The organism is Lysinibacillus sp. GW247-5R2A, from assembly GCF_059424475.1.
In genome coordinates this window covers 197,266-215,974 of sequence record NZ_JBWKZL010000001.1, presented here as the reverse complement: position 1 = coordinate 215,974, position 18,709 = coordinate 197,266, and the positions used below count along the sequence as shown (strand labels likewise).

The 18,709-nt window shown below is 38.1% G+C and carries 20 protein-coding genes; 14 read left to right on the top strand and 6 right to left on the bottom strand.

The window, feature by feature from the left end:
• Nucleotides 1-27: 27 nt before the first annotated feature.
• Nucleotides 28-573 (bottom strand): GNAT family N-acetyltransferase, encoded by a 546-nt coding sequence (locus AC07YC_RS01015; RefSeq protein WP_336634105.1) that lies wholly within the window; start codon nucleotides 571-573, stop codon nucleotides 28-30.
• Nucleotides 574-588: 15 nt separating this feature from the next.
• A complete protein-coding gene (locus AC07YC_RS01010) occupies nucleotides 589-1,413 on the bottom strand; it encodes a methyl-accepting chemotaxis protein (protein ID WP_025117432.1) in 825 nt (274 codons plus the stop codon).
• A gap of 292 nt (nucleotides 1,414-1,705) precedes the next feature.
• Here AC07YC_RS01010 and AC07YC_RS01005 point away from each other — a divergent pair, with 292 nt between their 5' ends.
• On the top strand, nucleotides 1,706-2,908 hold the full coding sequence (locus tag AC07YC_RS01005; RefSeq protein WP_494918128.1) for an MFS transporter: 1,203 nt from the start codon (nucleotides 1,706-1,708) through the stop codon (nucleotides 2,906-2,908).
• A 20-nt stretch (nucleotides 2,909-2,928) separates the two neighbouring features.
• On the top strand, nucleotides 2,929-3,654 hold the full coding sequence (locus AC07YC_RS01000; protein ID WP_336634435.1) for a sulfite exporter TauE/SafE family protein: 726 nt from the start codon (nucleotides 2,929-2,931) through the stop codon (nucleotides 3,652-3,654).
• A 45-nt stretch (nucleotides 3,655-3,699) separates the two neighbouring features.
• On the opposite strand, the gene fabI is transcribed toward AC07YC_RS01000, so the two are convergent.
• The 3 genes from fabI to AC07YC_RS00985 all read right to left on the bottom strand — a co-directional run bounded on the left by fabI (nucleotide 3,700) and on the right by AC07YC_RS00985 (nucleotide 5,618).
• A complete protein-coding gene (gene fabI / locus AC07YC_RS00995) occupies nucleotides 3,700-4,482 on the bottom strand; it encodes an enoyl-ACP reductase FabI (protein ID WP_080709378.1) in 783 nt (260 codons plus the stop codon).
• A 148-nt stretch (nucleotides 4,483-4,630) separates the two neighbouring features.
• Entirely contained in the window at nucleotides 4,631-5,227 is a 597-nt protein-coding gene (locus AC07YC_RS00990; protein ID WP_494918127.1) for a hypothetical protein, read from the bottom strand.
• 142 nt (nucleotides 5,228-5,369) lie between these two features.
• Complete coding sequence (locus AC07YC_RS00985; protein ID WP_004232564.1) at nucleotides 5,370-5,618, bottom strand: ferredoxin; 249 nt, start codon at nucleotides 5,616-5,618, stop codon at nucleotides 5,370-5,372.
• A 106-nt stretch (nucleotides 5,619-5,724) separates the two neighbouring features.
• Here AC07YC_RS00985 and AC07YC_RS00980 point away from each other — a divergent pair, with 106 nt between their 5' ends.
• The 7 genes from AC07YC_RS00980 to AC07YC_RS00950 all read left to right on the top strand — a co-directional run bounded on the left by AC07YC_RS00980 (nucleotide 5,725) and on the right by AC07YC_RS00950 (nucleotide 13,150).
• Nucleotides 5,725-6,753 (top strand): YpbB family protein, encoded by a 1,029-nt coding sequence (locus tag AC07YC_RS00980; RefSeq protein WP_494918126.1) that lies wholly within the window; start codon nucleotides 5,725-5,727, stop codon nucleotides 6,751-6,753.
• Entirely contained in the window at nucleotides 6,754-8,196 is a 1,443-nt protein-coding gene (locus AC07YC_RS00975) for a RecQ family ATP-dependent DNA helicase (RefSeq protein WP_494918125.1), read from the top strand.
• A gap of 86 nt (nucleotides 8,197-8,282) precedes the next feature.
• Nucleotides 8,283-9,005 carry a LysM peptidoglycan-binding domain-containing protein gene (locus tag AC07YC_RS00970; RefSeq protein ID WP_336634099.1) on the top strand — a complete coding sequence of 241 codons (723 nt, stop codon included), beginning with the start codon at nucleotides 8,283-8,285 and terminating at the stop codon, nucleotides 9,003-9,005.
• Nucleotides 9,006-9,151: 146 nt separating this feature from the next.
• Nucleotides 9,152-9,907, top strand: a complete 756-nt coding sequence (locus AC07YC_RS00965; RefSeq protein ID WP_494918124.1) for a metallophosphoesterase — start codon at nucleotides 9,152-9,154, stop codon at nucleotides 9,905-9,907.
• 113 nt (nucleotides 9,908-10,020) lie between these two features.
• The gene (locus AC07YC_RS00960) at nucleotides 10,021-10,986 is read left to right on the top strand and encodes a YpdA family putative bacillithiol disulfide reductase (protein WP_036124550.1); all 966 of its coding nucleotides are present in this window, start codon (nucleotides 10,021-10,023) and stop codon (nucleotides 10,984-10,986) included.
• Between the two features lie 57 nt (nucleotides 10,987-11,043).
• Nucleotides 11,044-11,604 (top strand): glycerol-3-phosphate acyltransferase, encoded by a 561-nt coding sequence (locus tag AC07YC_RS00955; protein ID WP_494918123.1) that lies wholly within the window; start codon nucleotides 11,044-11,046, stop codon nucleotides 11,602-11,604.
• Between the two features lie 4 nt (nucleotides 11,605-11,608).
• Nucleotides 11,609-13,150, top strand: a complete 1,542-nt coding sequence (locus tag AC07YC_RS00950; protein WP_494918122.1) for an aminotransferase class V-fold PLP-dependent enzyme — start codon at nucleotides 11,609-11,611, stop codon at nucleotides 13,148-13,150.
• A gap of 28 nt (nucleotides 13,151-13,178) precedes the next feature.
• On the opposite strand, the gene AC07YC_RS00945 is transcribed toward AC07YC_RS00950, so the two are convergent.
• Nucleotides 13,179-14,147: an asparaginase gene (locus AC07YC_RS00945; protein WP_036124554.1), complete on the bottom strand. Its 969-nt coding sequence runs from the start codon at nucleotides 14,145-14,147 to the stop codon at nucleotides 13,179-13,181.
• Nucleotides 14,148-14,231: 84 nt separating this feature from the next.
• Here AC07YC_RS00945 and prsW point away from each other — a divergent pair, with 84 nt between their 5' ends.
• The 5 genes from prsW (at nucleotide 14,232) to cmk (ending at nucleotide 18,652) form a co-directional block, all read left to right on the top strand.
• Nucleotides 14,232-14,906, top strand: coding sequence for a glutamic-type intramembrane protease PrsW (gene prsW, locus AC07YC_RS00940; RefSeq protein WP_025117419.1), 675 nt, complete (start codon nucleotides 14,232-14,234; stop codon nucleotides 14,904-14,906).
• A gap of 96 nt (nucleotides 14,907-15,002) precedes the next feature.
• Nucleotides 15,003-15,836: a spore cortex-lytic enzyme gene (sleB, locus tag AC07YC_RS00935; protein ID WP_494918121.1), complete on the top strand. Its 834-nt coding sequence runs from the start codon at nucleotides 15,003-15,005 to the stop codon at nucleotides 15,834-15,836.
• A 15-nt stretch (nucleotides 15,837-15,851) separates the two neighbouring features.
• The gene (locus AC07YC_RS00930; protein WP_336634093.1) at nucleotides 15,852-17,135 is read left to right on the top strand and encodes a PepSY1/2 domain-containing protein; all 1,284 of its coding nucleotides are present in this window, start codon (nucleotides 15,852-15,854) and stop codon (nucleotides 17,133-17,135) included.
• Between the two features lie 86 nt (nucleotides 17,136-17,221).
• Nucleotides 17,222-17,881 carry a flagellar brake protein gene (locus AC07YC_RS00925; RefSeq protein ID WP_336634092.1) on the top strand — a complete coding sequence of 220 codons (660 nt, stop codon included), beginning with the start codon at nucleotides 17,222-17,224 and terminating at the stop codon, nucleotides 17,879-17,881.
• A gap of 96 nt (nucleotides 17,882-17,977) precedes the next feature.
• Nucleotides 17,978-18,652: a (d)CMP kinase gene (gene cmk, locus AC07YC_RS00920; RefSeq protein WP_336634091.1), complete on the top strand. Its 675-nt coding sequence runs from the start codon at nucleotides 17,978-17,980 to the stop codon at nucleotides 18,650-18,652.
• Nucleotides 18,653-18,709: the final 57 nt, after the last annotated feature.

Sequence of the window (18,709 nt, the reverse complement as noted above, 5' to 3'; positions counted from 1 at the left end):
TGATGATTCATGCATCAGGTCGCTTTGTTATTTTTGTTGCTGCCACTCACTTAGAAGCATGCCATATACAACATGATCTACATAATGATCATACAGCCATTCTGCTGCTCGCAGGGTGCCCTCTTTTATGAAGCCGAGGCGCTCTGGAATAGCGCTGCTTTTTTCATTGCCAACAGCCACTCGAATTTCTACTTTGTGAAGGTGTAATGTTTCAAAGGCATATTGTAATAGAGCTTTTACAGTTTTGGTCATAATGCCATGCCCCTGTGCACCTTCACTAAGCCAGTAGCCAATCGTACCGATTTTATTAGTAGGATGAATAGTATTAAAACCAGCGATGCCGACAATTTCATTTTTAAAGAGAATGACAAGAGAAAGGCTATTATTAGCTTCATGCCCTTTGATACAGCCTTCAATATAGGCGATTGTATCTGCTACTTCCTTTGTATAATCCAACCATGGTAGCCATTCCTTTAAATGCTTTCTTGAAGCATCGGTACATGCAAAAACTGCCTCTGCATCCTCTAGGGTAATTGTACGTAAAGATAAATCATCGTTAATGTAAATATCCATCTCATCACCTCATTATTATTTTAGGGCATCGTGCATGAAGCCTTTCATCTCTCGGCTTAGCACTGTCAGCTCTTCGATAATTTCGCTAAAATCCTGTACGAGCTGTGCTTGCTCATTCGTTGCATCATTGATTTGACCCATATTTTGTTTTAAATTTTCAAGATTTCTATTAATATTTCGTAAGGAAGCTTCGATATTTTCGGTTGCGCTAGACGTCTCAAAGGACAATTTTCGAACCTCCTGTGCCACGATATTAAAGCCAGCACCATGTTGCCCAGCTCGAGCCGCCTCAATGGAAGCATTTAAACCGAGTAAATTGGTTTGGCGAGAAATACTTTTAATTAGATCCGTTACGTCATTTGTTTTTTCCGAATCCTCTAATGCATGCTGTGCTTGCTTATTAATTTCCTCACTCGTAGCCGCTAATTCCTCTGAATGTGAAGCGATTGTATGTACTTTATCTTGAAGATTGTTAACAATATTGTCCATTGTACTCATATAATCTTCGAGTTTTAGTTCATTATCAATAGGTAGTCCGAAAGCCAATGCTCCCACGACTTGACCGTTTTCACGAATGGGGAAAGAAAAAGCATTGATGGCTACGCCGTATACATCCTTAGGAATGACCACATCTGCATTTTGTCCAGTAAAGGCAATGTAAACATTTTGATCATTAGCATTTACTTTTTGTCCATCCTGGTAGCCTGAATCCACACGTTTACCTGCTAAATATTTGATAACTGTTTCACTTTCCTTTTCAATGACAGCAACAATAGCTTCTTGTTTTAATGCTAGATGAATATAAGGTGCTGAAAGGGCTAAAGCTTCAATAATTTTCATAAAATTTCCTCCAAGTCTAGGCAATGAAAAATGGTTGGCTCATCTGTTTTCAATATGACAATGGTGCTAGATGATTACTTTTAATGTAGCACAATATTTGCCAAGTCAAAATAGCAAATTCTATTTTTATTTTTGGTGAAACTAGAAAATGTCTCTTTTTTATTGTCAATGAAAATTAGTCATTTAGTGGAAAAAGGTAGGGAGAGTTTGTCCATTTTTTGACGAAGGGGTGTGTTTTTTATGGAATATTGTATTAGAATAATAGACGTGTAGTAATGAAGGAGAGATTTTTATGGAATATATACAAAAGGGGACGAAGTCGTTTCATAAAGCTAATTGGGCTTTGTTTTTAGCAGGCTTTATTACGTTTGCAAATTTATATAGTACGCAACCCTTATTGCCAACCCTCGCGGAAGTGTTTAAAGTATCACCAGCCGTTGCTAGTTTATCTCTTTCAGTAACGACCTTTGCTTTAGCGGTGAGTTTAGTCATTGTTGGTTCATTATCAGAGGCATGGGGAAGGAAATCGTTAATGACTATTTCGATTTTTGCTGCTTCTATCTTTACGCTTGCGCTAGCATTTTCTCCTAATTTTGAAACAATAATTGTGCTACGAGTACTGCAGGGTATTGTTTTTGCGGGATTACCTGCCATCGCTATGGCTTATTTGGGAGAGGAAATGGAGCCAGCAAGTTTAGGGGTTGCCATGGGTTTATATATTAGTGGAAATTCAGTAGGCGGTCTTAGTGGCCGAATAATTATCGGTACAATAACGGACCACTATAATTGGCATATCGGGATGTTTATACTAGGGGGAATTAGTTTACTTGTGAGTGTGTTGTTCGTCTGGATATTACCAGGCTCCAAACATTTCAGCCCCCGTCCCTTACAAATAACGGCATTATCCAAAACTCTTTTTCAGCATTTGAAGGACCCTTCGATGCTTTGTCTATATGGAATTAGCTTTGTTTTAATGGGGAGCTTTGTCACTCTTTATAACTATATAGGCTTTAAATTAATGGCACCCCCCTATCATCTAAGCGCCACAATTGTTGGCTGGATATTTGTTATATACTTAGTCGGCACATTCAGCTCAGCATGGTTTGGCAGTTTAGCTGACCGTTATGGGCGACAACGCATGCTATTACTAGCGATTGCCATCATGTTAGCAGGTGCCATCGTGACGCTACATAGTTTTCTAGCTTTAAAAATATTAGGGATCACCGTTTTTACCTTTGGCTTTTTTGCAGCCCATTCAATTGCTAGTGGCTGGGTAAGTAAACGGGCATCTCATGATAAAGCACAGGCGTCCTCCCTCTATTTGTTTTTTTATTACTTTGGCTCTAGTGTTGGAGGGACTGTAGGTGGGCTATTTTGGATGAAATACGGTTGGGTAGGTGTCATAGCAATGATTGCCGTATTTTTAATGATTGCTTGTGGCCTATCATTTTTATTAAAAACTATTATTACTAGACAAAGAATTACAACGACTTAATGATGTGAGGTGTTGTTTTGCTGGAATTAACGTTTTATTTTTTTATTATTTTAACCGCTGCCATTTTGCAAACAAGCACAGGATTCGGCTTCTCTATTATGGCTACACCATTTTTACTGTTGCTTTTCTCACCACCACAGGCGATGCAATTGAATATTATTTTATCCCTTGTTATTTCATTTTCGTTGCTATGGAAGGTTAAAAAAGATATTGAGTTCGCGTTGCTAAAAAAGATTATGATTGGGAGTATTGTAGGCGCACCTGTTGGTAGTCTTTTATTTGCCATCGTGGATGTCACTACATTCAAGCTGCTCATAGCAATTCTTTTAATTGGGTTAACAATTATGCTGATAAAGAACCTTTCCATTCAACAAACAAATAGGAGAGACTATGGTGTTGGCTTTATATCCGGGATGTTTACAACAAGTATTGGGATGGCTGGACCGCCACTGCTCCTCTATTTTGCAAGCACACATAAAAAGAAAGAAACGATTAGGGCAACGTCACTAGCTTATTATATTTTTATTTATTTGATTAGCTTACTATCACAATTAACAATCGAAGGTACAAGTAAAATCGTTTGGCTCTACAGTTTATATGCCTTGCCGATTGTTTTGATTGGTCTGATAGTAGGACAACTATTATTTCGCAAGCTCAATCAGAAGCTATTTTTAATATTTATTTATGTACTATTAGTTGCCTCTGGTATTATGCTATTTATACAATCCATTTGGGCGATGCTATAAACGATAAAAAGGATGGAAGAGACCTAGTCTCCCATCCTTTTTTTATTAACCCATAATATTGTAGCCAGCGTCGATGTAAATAGTTTCTCCAGTGACACCGCGTGATAGGTGAGAGAGCATAACAATTGTCATATCTGCTACTTCATCTTGTTGAACATTTCGTTTTAAAGGAGCTGTTTCCTCGATTTTGTGTAAAATTGTATTAAAGGAAGGGACACCCTTTGCAGCAAGCGTACGAATAGCACCAGCTGAAATTGCATTTACGCGAATATTGTCTTGACCAATATCAGCAGCAAGATAGCGCATAGAAGCTTCTAATGCAGCCTTTGCAACACCCATCACATTATAGCCATCAAGCACTCGTTCCGCCCCTAAGTAACTCATTGTAACGATAGAGCCACCCTCTGTCATATACGGATGAGCTGCCTTGGCTGTTGAGATTAGAGAGTAGGCACTTGTATCTTGTGCAAATGCATAGCCTTCACGTGTTGTTTCTAAGAAGCGGTTGTGTAAATCTTCAGCATGAGCAAATGCTACGGAGTGAACAATACCGTGAATAACGCCAACCTTTGAGCCAATTTCATCAAATGCTGCTTTTGTACTTTCATCACTATTAACGTCACATTGAACAACAAGGGAATCAGTTTGGCCAATATTATCTAATTGCTTTTGTAATTTTTTCAATGAGCGTTCTTGACGATAAGTGAAAATAACGTTTGCACCTACATCAAATAAACGTTTTGCAATGCCCCATGCGATACTACGATCATTCGCTACACCCATGACAACAATATTTTTATCTTTTAATTGTAATAAATTATCCATCATTATGAAGAACTCCTTTGTGAGATAATATCTGTTATTAGTACCAACTACTAAAATCTTATCATACAAAAAAAACGGTTGCAATAGAGTAGCTGATTATCGGGCAAAAAAAATTCATCTCTTCTATGTGAGAGACGAATAAAAAAGCGCGCTAAAGGGCTATATAATTTTCATACATATCTACTGCTTGATAAACAGCACTGTTGATAGTGATTCTAAAGCAATTTTGGCTGCGAATGGTTTGGGCAAGAATTTTGATGGCTCTTGTTTGGTCTTTATGGAAAGGAGTGTTGTCCGTTTGCAACCCATCATCTAAATATGCGAGAAAATAAGGTTTATCTTCCTGCGAATTTAATAAATCTGCCTCAGTACTATTTCCAACGGTCTTATAAACCCATAAATCAATGGCATTTCCTAATTGGAATGCAGCAAAATATTGTAAATCATCATTATTACACTGATTTATTTTTTGAATTATTTGAATTTTTTTGAGCTCTTCCAGCAAAAATGTATTGATAGAGTAGTAGATGGCCTTAGAGGGATTGAGTATCAGCTCATCAGTATGCTGAGATTTTAAAAATACCCAATTATTTAAAACTATGGCCCATGAATCGAGTGAATTTAAACATTTTGCATAAACCTCTGGGAAAATCATTTGCCATTTTGCCGCAAGATTTTTAAATTGATCAATATGGTCTTGATCGATATGAAATAAACTATGCTCTACTTGTAACTGCTCAAACATCATCATCATTCCTCCAATAGATTGGTCCGTATAGAAAAGAGCTATATGATGGATTATCATGTTGCAAAAGGTAGCAAAATATTTCATTCAAAAGAAAAGGCACCCATTGAAGGATGCCTTTTGGGTATACATACAAATTAAAGGACTATTCGAATTTTAATGAGTCACCATCAAAAGTTTCATCTGCTACTTTGATAGAGTCAGTTGGACACCCTTCAAATGCGTCTTGCATATCCTCTAATAGATCTTCTGGCACTTCAGCAGTTCCCATGTTATCATCTAAAATAACGAAGGCAATACCTTCATCATCATAATCATAAATGTCTGGCGCTGCGGCTCCACATGCGCCACAAGCGATGCATGTATCTTTATCAACTATTGTGTATTTAGCCATTTTTTTCTCTCCTTTAACGATGTTCCTACAAAGCTTCATACTCATTTTAAAGATGTTTATCTTACATTTCAACTTAAATACTATTAAATTGGAGGAATTTGCGTCAATGTTTTATCAAATTCTATTGCAAATCTTTCAAAAACTCAATACGGAACGGACGATTTCGGCTGCCTATCATGTCCTAAGAGGAAAGCGTTCAGGTCAGACCATTCAAGACATTGGCCTTTTTCAATTACATCAATATTTTGGCTTATTACCTAAACTACAGCGTACTACCTTTGATGAGGCTGTAACGTTATTTATGCAATATAGTTGGTTAAAAGTGCAGGATTCTGGTCATTTTTACATGGAAAAGCTAGGTGTACAGCGAGCACAACAAACGCCAACATTTTTCTTTGATGGATGGCATTATCGAGGAAATGAGCATGTATTTTTTGCACGTCTTTCATTAATTGTGCAAAGTTTGTCACATCAAACTGCAGTTGTTCGTTCTTTTTCGCCTATCAGTAGAGATCCTGCGATTCAAACTTGGGTGCGATCCTTTTTGCAGGGTCATCATTACCTACAAGGTCAGTTACAACAACAATTATTAGACGAATGTACCAGTGCGCTAAAGAATCTTCCAGTTTCAGATAGTAGCAAACAGCTTGTCCTTTACCGTTTAAGTGGATATCGCTTACCTGGATGGACATGGCAACAGCTTGCCGATAAACGGGAGGAAACTGTGCTTGATAGTCAATTAGCTTTTATTGAAACACTACATATATGGTTAAATGAAGTGCAACAAAGCAATGATTACCCATTGCTTAAACAAGTAGCACAAGGACTAAGAGTGAAAATATTGCTAACCGATTCTGCACAGCAAACAGCACAATTATATGAACAAGGATATTCAATTGAACAAATAGTGAAAATAAGAAAGCTGAAGCAAAGTACTATTGAGGACCATTTTGTGGAATTAGCGATGTATGAACCGAACTTTTCTATTGGTCCATTCGTCTCATATAAGGAAGCTGAAGAAGTTTGGCAGGCATCAAAGCATTTTCAAACGAAAAAATTGAAAATCTTACATGAGGCTTTACAGGAATTGAGTTATTTTCAATTAAGGCTTGTCCTTGCGAAGGGAGAAGTATAAATGGAACTGGAAGAACTATTGCATAAACATTTTGGTTACTCATCATTTCGACCAGGGCAAAGGGAAGTCATTGAAGCAATACTTCAAGAGAAAGATGTAATGGCCTTATTGCCTACAGGAATGGGAAAATCATTGTGCTATCAGCTCCCGGCCTACATTTTAGAAAAACCTGTGCTAATCGTTTCTCCATTGCTTTCTTTAATGCAAGATCAGGTAGAGGAATTGAAACGTTTTGGGGAAAAGAGAGTTGTCGCCTTAAATTCCTTTTTATCTCTCACTGAAAAACGGTATGTATTACATTATTTAGAACAATATCGTTTTATTTTTACCTCACCAGAGATGCTACTTCAACAGCAGGTGCAAGACAAATTAGCGCAAGTGAAATTAGGGTTAATCGTAGTGGACGAGGCTCATTGTATATCGCAATGGGGCTATGATTTTCGACCAGATTATTTACGGATAGGTGAGTGGCTATCAAGGCACAATCGACCTCCACTGCTCGCACTATCCGCGACTGCAACAAGCAAGGTCATGCAAGATATTCGGGAAACATTATCGTTAAAGGAACCATTTGAATTTATGTATAATGTGGATCGGCCAAATATTCATTTAGGACGCATTGTTCTAGAGGATAAGGCAGATAAAGCGAGCTGGCTTTTGCGACATGTCAAAGAAACTGCAGGCCCAGGAATACTGTATGTTTCCTCACGCAAACGAGCGCAACAGTATAGTGAGGCATTTTTACAAGCGGGTATTCGTACTGCAGCCTATCATGCAGGCTATGGGGCTGAGGATCGCCAATTTATTCAGCAGCAGTTTATTGATGGCGAATTGGACTGGATAGTGGCAACAAATGCTTTTGGTATGGGGATTAATAAACAAGATATTCGTCAGGTCATTCATGAATCAATGCCTGCTAATATTGCAAATTATATGCAGGAAATTGGTCGAGCTGGTCGAGATGGTGAGTCTGCGCTGGCCATTTTACTCTATAGTGAGGGTGATGAAGAGCTAGCGAAGTTCGTTGTTACGGGTGATCTCCCGAGTCCACAGCATGTTGATCGCTATGAGGAACTCATTTCCCAGCAGGTACTGCCAGCACAAATGGTGAAAAATGGGGAACTAGGTGAGACGGCATTTCGTGTGTTAGACTATTGGATGCAACAAGAAACGAAGGAGCAGGTAAAGGCTCGACTAAATCATTTAGCCCTAGAAAAATACCTTGCAGTCGATGAAATGCTGAAGATTATACAGACAAAAGACTGTATTCGTGAACATCTTGTCGGGTATTTTGGGCAAAAATTGCAAAAAAAACCGGAAAACTGTTGTGAAAACTGTGGAATCCATTATGATGAAATCAAGAAAGAGCGCTTAACAGCCGAGAAAAGGATAGAAATGATTTCGTGGGAACGTCGATTGCAGCAACTTTTACTGGGTAATTAGACTAAATCTGACGGTCATTTACTTTTTTCGTAAAATTCGTCATAATAGAATGACAGAAAGCGTAGTAAGGTTTGGGGGAAAGACGAATGAGTAAAGAAGATTATCGCGATAAAATAGAAGAACATCGTCAATCATTTGAAGATGAGCAAAACGAACAGCAAACATTGTCGAGAGTTTCTAGAATGAATAAAAATGGAGATAAAAACAAAAAGCCTAAAAATCCGAAACGAAGAACACCGTTAATGACTATCCTTTTTGTGATATTTATCCTTATCCCATTAACTATTCTTGTTTATTTTTGGAAGTTTTACGAACCAGGGAAATCAATAGAGCAAGCTGAGAAGGACTCAGCTGAACAGGTCGTAGAAATGGATTCTTCAGAGGCTTCCGCAACTGACAAAGACAAAAATAAAGACAAAGGCGATCAAGCTGATCAAAAATCAAACGAGCCATCTAAAGAAGATGCTGATAAAGTAACGGCAGATCAAAAAGCAGCTGAGGCAGCGAAAAAAGCTCAAGAGGCAAAAAATGCTGAAGAAGCAAAAAAAGCGGAAGAAGCACGTAAAGCTGAGGAAGCGAGAATAGCTCAGCAACAGGCAGCGAAAAAGGCTGAAGAGGCTAAAAAAGCAGAAGAAGCGAAACAAAATGCTAAAGCAAGTACACACACTGTCAAAGCAAATGAGAACTTATTCCGTATTGCATTAAATCATTATGGTGATGGTAGTGAAGCGACTTTAGCTAAAATTCGTGCTGCTAATGGTATGTCTTCAAATACCGTTATGGTTGGGCAAGTAATTAAACTTCCTTAAATAAAAACCATATAATGGTCATATAGTTTAGCAAGTATAAAATAAAGGACAAACGTTCACACCAAAACGTACGTCTGATTTAGCAAAAAGACGATTCTTCATAAGAAACGAATCGTCTTTTTGCTGTCGTAAGGAGAAGTGAGAGAATGCTTTATATAGGGCTATTGCTTATCATAGTGGTCATCTTTTTGCTTTATATGTGGAAGGTGGCGCATGAGAACAATGTTTTACATCACCAGCTACTTTTAAAGGGAGAGCCAGAAAAGGTACGTTTATTTTTTATTTCAGATGTTCATTTGCGTAAAATTAATAAAAGAATGATTGCACAGCTAACAGAACACTTTGATGCGGTCATTATTGGTGGAGATTTAGCAGATAATCGCACACCTATTTCACGTATTCATGATAATTTACAATTATTAACTTCCATTGGACCTACTTATTTTGTATGGGGAAATAATGATAGAGAAGTGGGAGAAGAACGGCTGAAGAGTATTTTGCGGAAATATCATATTCAAATTATTGTCAATGATGCGGTGCTGTTACCTACGAAAAACCGCTTCTGGCTTAGTGCAATTGAGGATACAACGATTAAAGAATATAGCTTTGAAAAAGCCTTTGAAAAAGTTGGAGAGCATGATCTAGTTGTTTTTATAGCGCATAATCCAGAGGTTTTTGCAAAAGTCCGCGCTAAGTACCGTGCTGATTTAATGATGGGTGGACATTTACATGGAGGGCAGATTCGATTTGGTCCATATGGTGTCCATCCTAATGGTTCTTATCGAGAGCGAGATGGTGTCATGACTTTAGTAAGCAATGGTTATGGTACTACATTATTACCAATGAGACTTGGTGCCAAACCACAATGTCATATAATCGACATTGATATTTCAAGTAAATAAACAAACAAAACTTGCTAGAAGGCGTATAATATAAAGGAATCGTCTATTTTCATAATGGATGTAAGCAAGGAACAGCAACTAAAGCTGTCCAAATTCGATTGGAGTGTCAAGAAATGCAGCAAGCAGATGCCATTATTGTTGGAGGAGGCCCATGTGGTTTAGCAGCAGCAATAGCTTTGCAAAATATTGGATTAAACCCCATTGTCATTGAAAAGGGTAATATCGTCAATGCGATTTATCATTATCCTACACATCAAACTTTTTTTAGTACAAGTGAACGATTAGGAATTGGTGATGTGCCATTTATTATTGAAGGACGTAAGCCCAAGCGGAATCAAGCGCTTGTCTATTATCGAGAAGTTGTTCGATTAAAAAATATTCAGGTTAACCGCTTTGAAAAGGTGCAAAGTGTCGTGAAAAATAATGGTATGTTTACTGTTACTTCAGACAAGGATAAATATGAAACACCTCATGTCATTATTGCAACAGGCTATTATGATCATCCTAATTTTTTAAATATCACTGGTGAACAATTGCCTAAAGTTTTCCATTACTTTAAAGAAGGGCATGAATTTTTTGATACGGATGTTCTTGTTATAGGAGGCAAAAATTCAGCTGTAGATGCAGCGTTGGAATTAAATAAAGCAGGTGCTCGCGTAACGGTTGCCTATCGAGGAAGTGAATACTCTCCAAGTATTAAGCCATGGGTATTACCTGAATTTGAAGGGGTAGTCAAAACGGGAGAAGTTGACATGCATTTTAATACGAATGTGTTAGAGATTCGTGAGCATGAAGTGGTTTTAGAAATAGATGGCCAAGAAAAGGTGTTGCACAATGATTTTGTCTTTGCTATGACTGGCTATCACCCTGATCATTCCTTTATTAAAGCCATGGGTGTCGATATTGACGAAGAAACGGGCCGCCCTTATTTTACACCGGAAACGATGGAAACAAATGTGGAAGGCTTGTTTATCGCAGGCGTAATTGCTGCGGGGAATAATGCCAACGAAATTTTTATTGAAAACGGGCGTTTCCATGGAGATTGTATCGCTCAAACTATTGCTCAAAGAAAAGGATAATGGTGAGGCTGTATAGGCGTGTAGCTTATACAGCCTTTTTAGCAAGGAGGAATATGATTGATTGGTTTGTACTGGCTCTTCAGTTATTTAATAGGAAACTTCATGACAGCATTTTTCGTTGGAAAGATATATGGTGTCAATTTGCAGGAAGAACGCAGTAAAAATTTAGGTGCGCGTAATGCAGGAAGCGTCCTTGGTAAGAGGGCCTTTCTTCTGACATTTCTAGGAGATGCCTTAAAGGGTGTGCTAGTGGTAGGCATAGGCCGTTTATGGTATTTAGAAGAATGGGTGATTGTTAGTGGTGCAGCCTGTGTGATTGCAGGTCATTTATATCCTTTCTGGCTAAACTATAAGGGAGGAAAAGGAGTTGCAACTTTTATTGGAGTTGGTCTTGCATTATCACCAGGCTTGTTTTTATGGATGATTGCAGGTACTGCGGCTGTAGTGATGTTGACAAGGAGCTTAACATTAGGCATGGTTGGAGGTTTTATCTTTTATGTTGGCGCCATCATTCAGGCTGGCCAATTAAAGCCCTACGCACTTTTGATGATTGCGATCGTGTGTATGCTCATAAGACATATGTCTAATATTAAGGAGTCATGGAAAAGAGGGAAGTAAAGAGATGTATTGGTGTAAAATAGCTCAAACAAATGAAGAGTATGAGGCGATTGCGCGATTGAATTATGAGACATTTGTGGAGGAAATACCACAGCATGAGCCCAATATGCAAAGACTAAAAGTTGACCGATTCCATGAGCAAAATACATATATAGTGGTGTATAAAAAAACAGAATTAATAGGAATGGTAGCATTTAGAGATCAAAGACCCTTTTCAATTGATGAAAAAATTGGGAAGGTGGAGCAATTTTTACCGCAAGAGGTTTGTGACAAGATTTGTGAAATACGCTTACTTGCTGTGAAAAAAAATTATCGAACTGGGCGAGTCCTATTGAAGCTCACTCAAGCTTTAAACACATTTGCCTATGAAAAGGGCTATACGGCAGCCGTAATTTCGGGAACAACGCGTGAAGAAAAGCTCTATAAGCAAATGGGTTTTCAACAGTTTGCTCCAGCTGTTGGCGCAACGGATGCCCAGTTTTTACCTATGGTGCTTACTAGAGATGTATTTGAACAGGACCTCCAACGTAGGCTTGCAAAAGATAACTATACTTTTTATCCTGGACCCGTTAAGCAATTAGAGACGATTGGATATACCAATTTATCGCATCGTTCGCTAAGTTTTAAGGCAATCTATGAACGAGTACAGCAAAAGTTACTACATTTAGCGAATACCAAGCATGTTGGAATAATCGTTGGAACTGGAACATTGGCCAATGAGGTGATGCTTGCTCAATTACAGGCACAGCAATTAGGGAAAGGTCTTATTCTAACAAATGGGGAATTTGGTGAACGGTTGAGAAAACAAGCAGTCCGTTGGTCATTAGATTTTGATGTCGTTGAACAAGAATGGGGAACATTATTTGATTGCGAGAAAATAGCGTTATTATTAGCAACTGGGGCATTTGAGTGGATGTTGGTCGTGCATGGGGAAACCTCGACGGGGACTTGTAATAATTTAGATGGTCTTAGTCAATTGGCAAAGTGTTATAATGTGAAGCTATGTGTAGATAGCATCAGTACGTTCGGTGCTATGCCATTTTCGTTACAGGACTGTTATTTGGCTACTGCAGTGAGTGGGAAAGCAATTGGGGCAGTAAGTGGGCTCGCATTTGTATTTTCACAATACTTAGCGCAATCCGCCACTACATTGCCTGCATACTTGGATTTAGCAAAGTACCAGCAAGGTGCCATACCTTTTACGCTTCCAGCCGTGTTGCTTGGTAATTTAGATGAGTCTTTACAAGCCTATCCTGTCCGCTATGAGCGGCTACAGCAACGTTTTGAGGCACTGCTGCAGCTACCCTATATGCACTTTCAATTACCAACAAATCGGTACCCAATGCTTATAACCATTCAACTGCCAAAGACACTTTCAAACCTACACATCGATTTAGCCCTTAATGGACTATTAGTTCATGGTGATAGCCCATATTTACGTCAAAGAGGATTTCTTCAGTTTGCGGTCATTCAGCCAGATTTCGAAGATGCTTTTGTGCGTCTTAATGAAATGCTGCACTACTATGAACAAATAAGCGAGGCATAAGCAAGTGCTCAATATGAATACATTGACTTTACAGGAAAAAATCCTTTAAATTTAAAGGCTCTCCAGTTGTGTTAAGTCCAATTAATAATTTTAATCGTGCCTTTTGACCATTTATTCCTGTGGCAAATATCGCACCTAAGTCTTCCAGCATTTTACCACCACCAATATATCCATAGACACCTTCTGCAATTCCATTAAAGCAGCGGGAAACGAGCACCACAGGAATATTTCGTTGGATCAGACTCTCGATGCCTTTAACAACAGAAGGTGGGACATTCCCTTGACCTAATCCTTCAAGCACAACACCCTCATATTTACATGCGAGCACAACATCTAGTAGATCTTCTTCCATACCAGCATAAACTTTTAGCATGGCTACGCGTTTAGATAAATTATTAATTTCTACGTATTGACGACGAATTGGTGCATGGTGGAACAAAATACGTGATTTTGTAATTAGCCCAATTGGTCCATATTGTGGAGATTGGAAGGTATTGACCGAACTTGTGCTCGTTTTCGTTGTATTGACGGCAAGGTGTACCTCATCGTTCATCACAACAAGAACGCCTTTGTCGCGTGCTTCATCATCGACCGCTACCCGAATTGCCTCCATTAAATTATAAATACCATCTGCTCCAAGCTCATTGGATGAGCGCATCGCCCCTGTCAATACAATGGGGATGGCTAAATTTGTAGTCAGTTCTAAGAAATAGGCAGTTTCTTCTAATGTATCTGTACCATGTGTAATGACAACGCCATCGATTTGCTTTGCTGTAGTTTGCTCCATAATCAAGTTGCGTAATTGAAGCATTTCTTTTGGCGTGATATGTGGAGAAGGTAGGTTAAAAGCTTCTATTTCAATAATGGTCGCTAATGAATTAAGTTTATTGCTCTCTTTCATAAGCGGATTTTCTTTATTGGGCATAACTGCTCCTTCAGCACTCATCGCCATGGAGATTGTGCCGCCAGTATGAATTAATAAAATTGTTTTTTTCATAAAAAATAAAATCTCCTTTTAAAAAGTTTTTTTGTCATTACATGGTATAATAATAGCAGTCTATTGTTGAAAGGAGCCGGCATCATGATCATTTTATTATCTGCTGCCATTGCTCCCGGTCTAGCGCTTTTTAGTTATTTCTATTTGCGCAATCAAATGGCTACGGAGCCAAGAAAAACTTTATTACAAACATTTTTATACGGTGCATTTTTAACGTTCCCGATTCTGTTTTTACAATATGTACTAACAGAGGAAGGGGTTTTTCGATATTTTTACCTTCAAGACGTACTTTTCTCTAGTGTTGTTGAAGAATTTTTTAAATGGTTTGTGCTATTAATTGCCATCTACAATCATGTTGAATTTGATGATCCATATGACGGTATATTGTATGGGGCAAGTATATCACTTGGTTTTGCCACAATCGAGAACGTACTTTATTTATTATCCTTTGGCTTGGATACAGCATTTATGCGCGCCTTATTGCCTGTATCAAGTCATGCATTATTTGGCGTAGTCATGGGCTACTATTATGGACGTGCTAAGTTTTCAAAGCTTGCCAAGACGAAAGAAATGATTGCTATGGCGCTTTGTGCACCAGTGGTACTTCACATTCTATACAATACAATATTATCATTTAAAGGTCACTGGATTTATTTAATGATTCCTTTTATGCTATTTTTATGGTGGTTTGGCCTACGAAAGGTGAAACTAGCGCATTATCATCTAGTACAACATTTGCATATGCATAAAAAAATTTAAAGCGTAGAAATCGTCAAGATTTCTACGCTTTATTCTTTTTTATCATGTATAAATTGCCTCTTTTGTTTCAAGCTATAAAAAAAAGGAGTGATAAAAGTGCGTTTAGTAAGCATACTTTTTGCTTTGATATTAGGAATTAGTATAATTGCGATTCCTCAAAATGAAGTGATTGCCTTTAGTGACCAGCAAATTACTCGTGGTGCCTATGGAGATGATGTCATTGAATTGCAAGCAAGGCTACAATACTTAGGTTTTTATAAGAGTAAAATTGATGGGAAATTTGGCTATAACACATACTGGGCATTACGTAATTTCCAAGAGAAATATGGTTTACCAGTAGATGGTGTCGCTGGAGCGAAGACCAAAAAAACTATAGCTGGCTATTCTGATTACGATGAAAAATGGGTAAAAGCGCAATTAAATGCCGGTAATCAATTTACCTATTATGGTGGTGTTCCTCTTGATCAGCAAGTGAAAAAAGGGACTAGTACAGGTAGTGGTGCCGGTAGTGGTGGAGGAAATAGTAGTGGTACTACGAATAACAATGGAACACAAACTCAAGTTCCACCTAAATATACAGAGCGTGATTTACAGTTAATGGCGAATGCTGTGTATGGAGAAGCAAGGGGAGAGCCATATGAGGGACAAGTAGCCGTAGCGGCAGTTATTTTAAACCGTTTAGAAAGTCCCGATTTCCCGAATACGATTTCAGGTATTATATTTCAACCTTTAGCGTTTACAGCTGTAGCTGATGGACAAATTTGGTTAGAGCCTAATGATAGAGCAAAAGAAGCTGTTATTGATGCAATGAATGGCTGGGATCCATCTGAAAATGCTTTGTATTATTTCAATCCGAAAACGGCAACAAGTAAATGGATTTGGTCTCGTCCACAAATTAAACAAATTGGAGAGCATATTTTCTGTTCATAGAAAGGAGGAACATAGATGAAAACTTGGCTCGTGGTCTTAACGATAGCTGTTATCGGGTTAGGGGCATATAGTATAGATTTACATGGTGATAAAGAAGATTTACAACGTACTGTTCTAGCGCAGTATACCGATAAGCTAACAGATGCATCTGAAAAACTATCTCATCTACAGCGATCAGTTTCACAATCCCTACTGTTTCAAGATGAGCAAGCCATTCACAGTGAATTAGATTCCGTTTGGCGTTTAAGCTCAGAAGTCCGTTCTTCCATTGCTAATATTCCGATAGGGCAAGAATTATCTAATGAATGGATGAATTATTTAGGGCGACTTGGCGATGAAGCGAAGAGAACTGCAAAAACAGGTGATTATGATGCTTGGCGTGAAAAAATGCCACAGGTCTCTACGAATTTACAAGCTCTATCTGATGATTGGACAGCTGCAACCGTTGATTTTTATAAACATAATGGAAAAATGGATGTTTGGCTGCAGCAAGTCGATAATAAAAATCCAAACACGAACTTTGATAAAGTGAAAGACACGTTAAAAGGTTATGGAGAAAAAGATTTCCCGCTGACATTATCTGAATCAGATTGGCAGAAAAAAATTGCTTTAAAAGCTTTACAGGATGCTGAAATTACAGAAAAAGAAGCGTTGGAAAAAGTGAAGCATTTATTCCCAGTAATTAAAGATGCAACATTTACTGTCACAAAAAGTAGTGACACCGCACCATATCCTTTCTATCATATACAATTCCATCAAGGGATTCGTTTAGGGTATGTGGATTTAACGGTAAAAGGAGGACATTTACTATCCTATTTAGTAGAACGCCCTGTTGACGAAGCGAAGCAGTCACAAGAGGAAATTCTCAAAAAAGCCGAAGATTATTTAAAGAAATTAGGCATGAATGATTTAGCCTATGTGGAATCGCGTGAAAACCATCAGGCATGGCATGTAACGTTTGCCCGTGTACATCCAGGGGATAACGCATTAATTTATGCGGATGGTGTTCAACTTAAATTAGCAAAAGATACAGGTGAGCTATTAGGGGCAAACGCGATGGAATACATTCAAGAAGAAAATATTAAAAAGCAAACAGCAAAACCAATTGATTGGAAAACGTTCTTCCAGGATGATATTCAAGTGCAAGAAGTAAAAAATATTTATACAGATAATGGAGAATTTGAACAACGTCTATGCTATGAGGTCATTGCCTTGCGTGATGGTAAAACACAAGAAACATTTAGAATCGTCATTGATGCAGAAAATCATAATGTTTTAAAAGTGGAATATTTAACTTAATAATAAGAAAATACTACCAATTTTTATAGCCAAAATTTATATCTCATGAGATAATTAAACCATATTTATTGTACGGGGAGATGCTCATGGAGATTAAAATTGGCACACAATTACAACTTGAACCGACTTATACAGAGCGTGTGGAGAAATTCCGCTGTAAAGTTGTAGAGCAACAAGATCATATTCTTTATATTGATTATCCAATTAATATGGCGACAAAGAAAACAGCATTTTTGATAGATGGCTCTGAATTTAGAGCAACCTTTCGCACTGAGGACAAACAATCATTTGCCTTTAATACGGAGGTAATAGGCCGTAAAGCGGGCCATATACCTATGATTATGTTGCATTGTCCAAAGCCAGAGGAATTTATTAAAATTCAACGACGAGAATATGTACGAGTTGAAACACCCGTGGATGTGGCCGTTCAGTTCAAGGATCACAAATATCAATTAGTTGCTGCGGATATTAGTGCAGGAGGCTTGGCCCTCGTTTTGAAAGGTGAAGTGGCTTTCAATGATGAGGATGAGGTGAAATTAACGGTTGCCTTACCATTTGCCAATGGGGATGTGAAATACGTGATAACAGAGGCAACTGTCGTGCGTATTTTTGAAAAAGATTCTAAACGAATTGCAACAATCCAGCTAACGGATTCAGATGATGTTGACCAACAGCATATCGTGCGCTTTTGCTTTGAGCGTCAATTAGGCAATCGTCGTAAAGAATTGAATCCCTTTAATGCTTAATATTTTGCATAGTAATTTTTTAAAAGCCCTCTCCTAGCAGAGGGCTTTTTATAGGTTATATGATACAATATGAGGTGACAGAAAGTAGGGAAAAATATGAAGAAAAACATTCAAATTGCGATAGACGGGCCTGCTGGTGCCGGTAAAAGTACTATTGCAAAAATTGTTGCTGAGTCACTTGATTTTACTTACATCGATACAGGTGCAATGTATCGAGCAGTTACGTATAAAGCGATGCAACAAAACATACATTTAGATGATGAAGCAAAATTAGCTGAAATGTTAGCAGCAAGTACCATTGATTTAAAGCCATCTCCACAGGGCCAGCTTGTCTTTTTAGATGGTCACAATGTATCTGCTGATATTCGATCAAATGAAGTCACTTCATCAGTTTCTCAAGTAGCTGCTCATGCAAAGGTTCGTGAGTTATTAGTAGCTCAACAACAAAAGCTGGCAGCAAATGGTGGCGTCGTTATGGATGGCCGCGATATTGCTACACATGTATTGAAAGATGCAGAGCTAAAGATTTTTATGTCTGCAACGGTAGAAGAACGCGCAAGAAGACGATTGATAGATAATCAAAAAAGAGGAATCGACTCTTCACTTGAAAAACTTCAGGAAGAAATTGCATTACGTGATAAAAAAGATAGTGAGCGTGAAGCATCACCACTTATCCAAGCAGAAGATGCCGTATTTTTAGATACGACAGCGTTGTCTATCGAAGATGCAGCACAAGCTATTTTAAAATTAGCAGAAGAAAAAATGCTATAAATCCTAAAATTTCAGACATTTTTCAAATTTAAAGGATTTATTTTTGTCTTTGTCTTC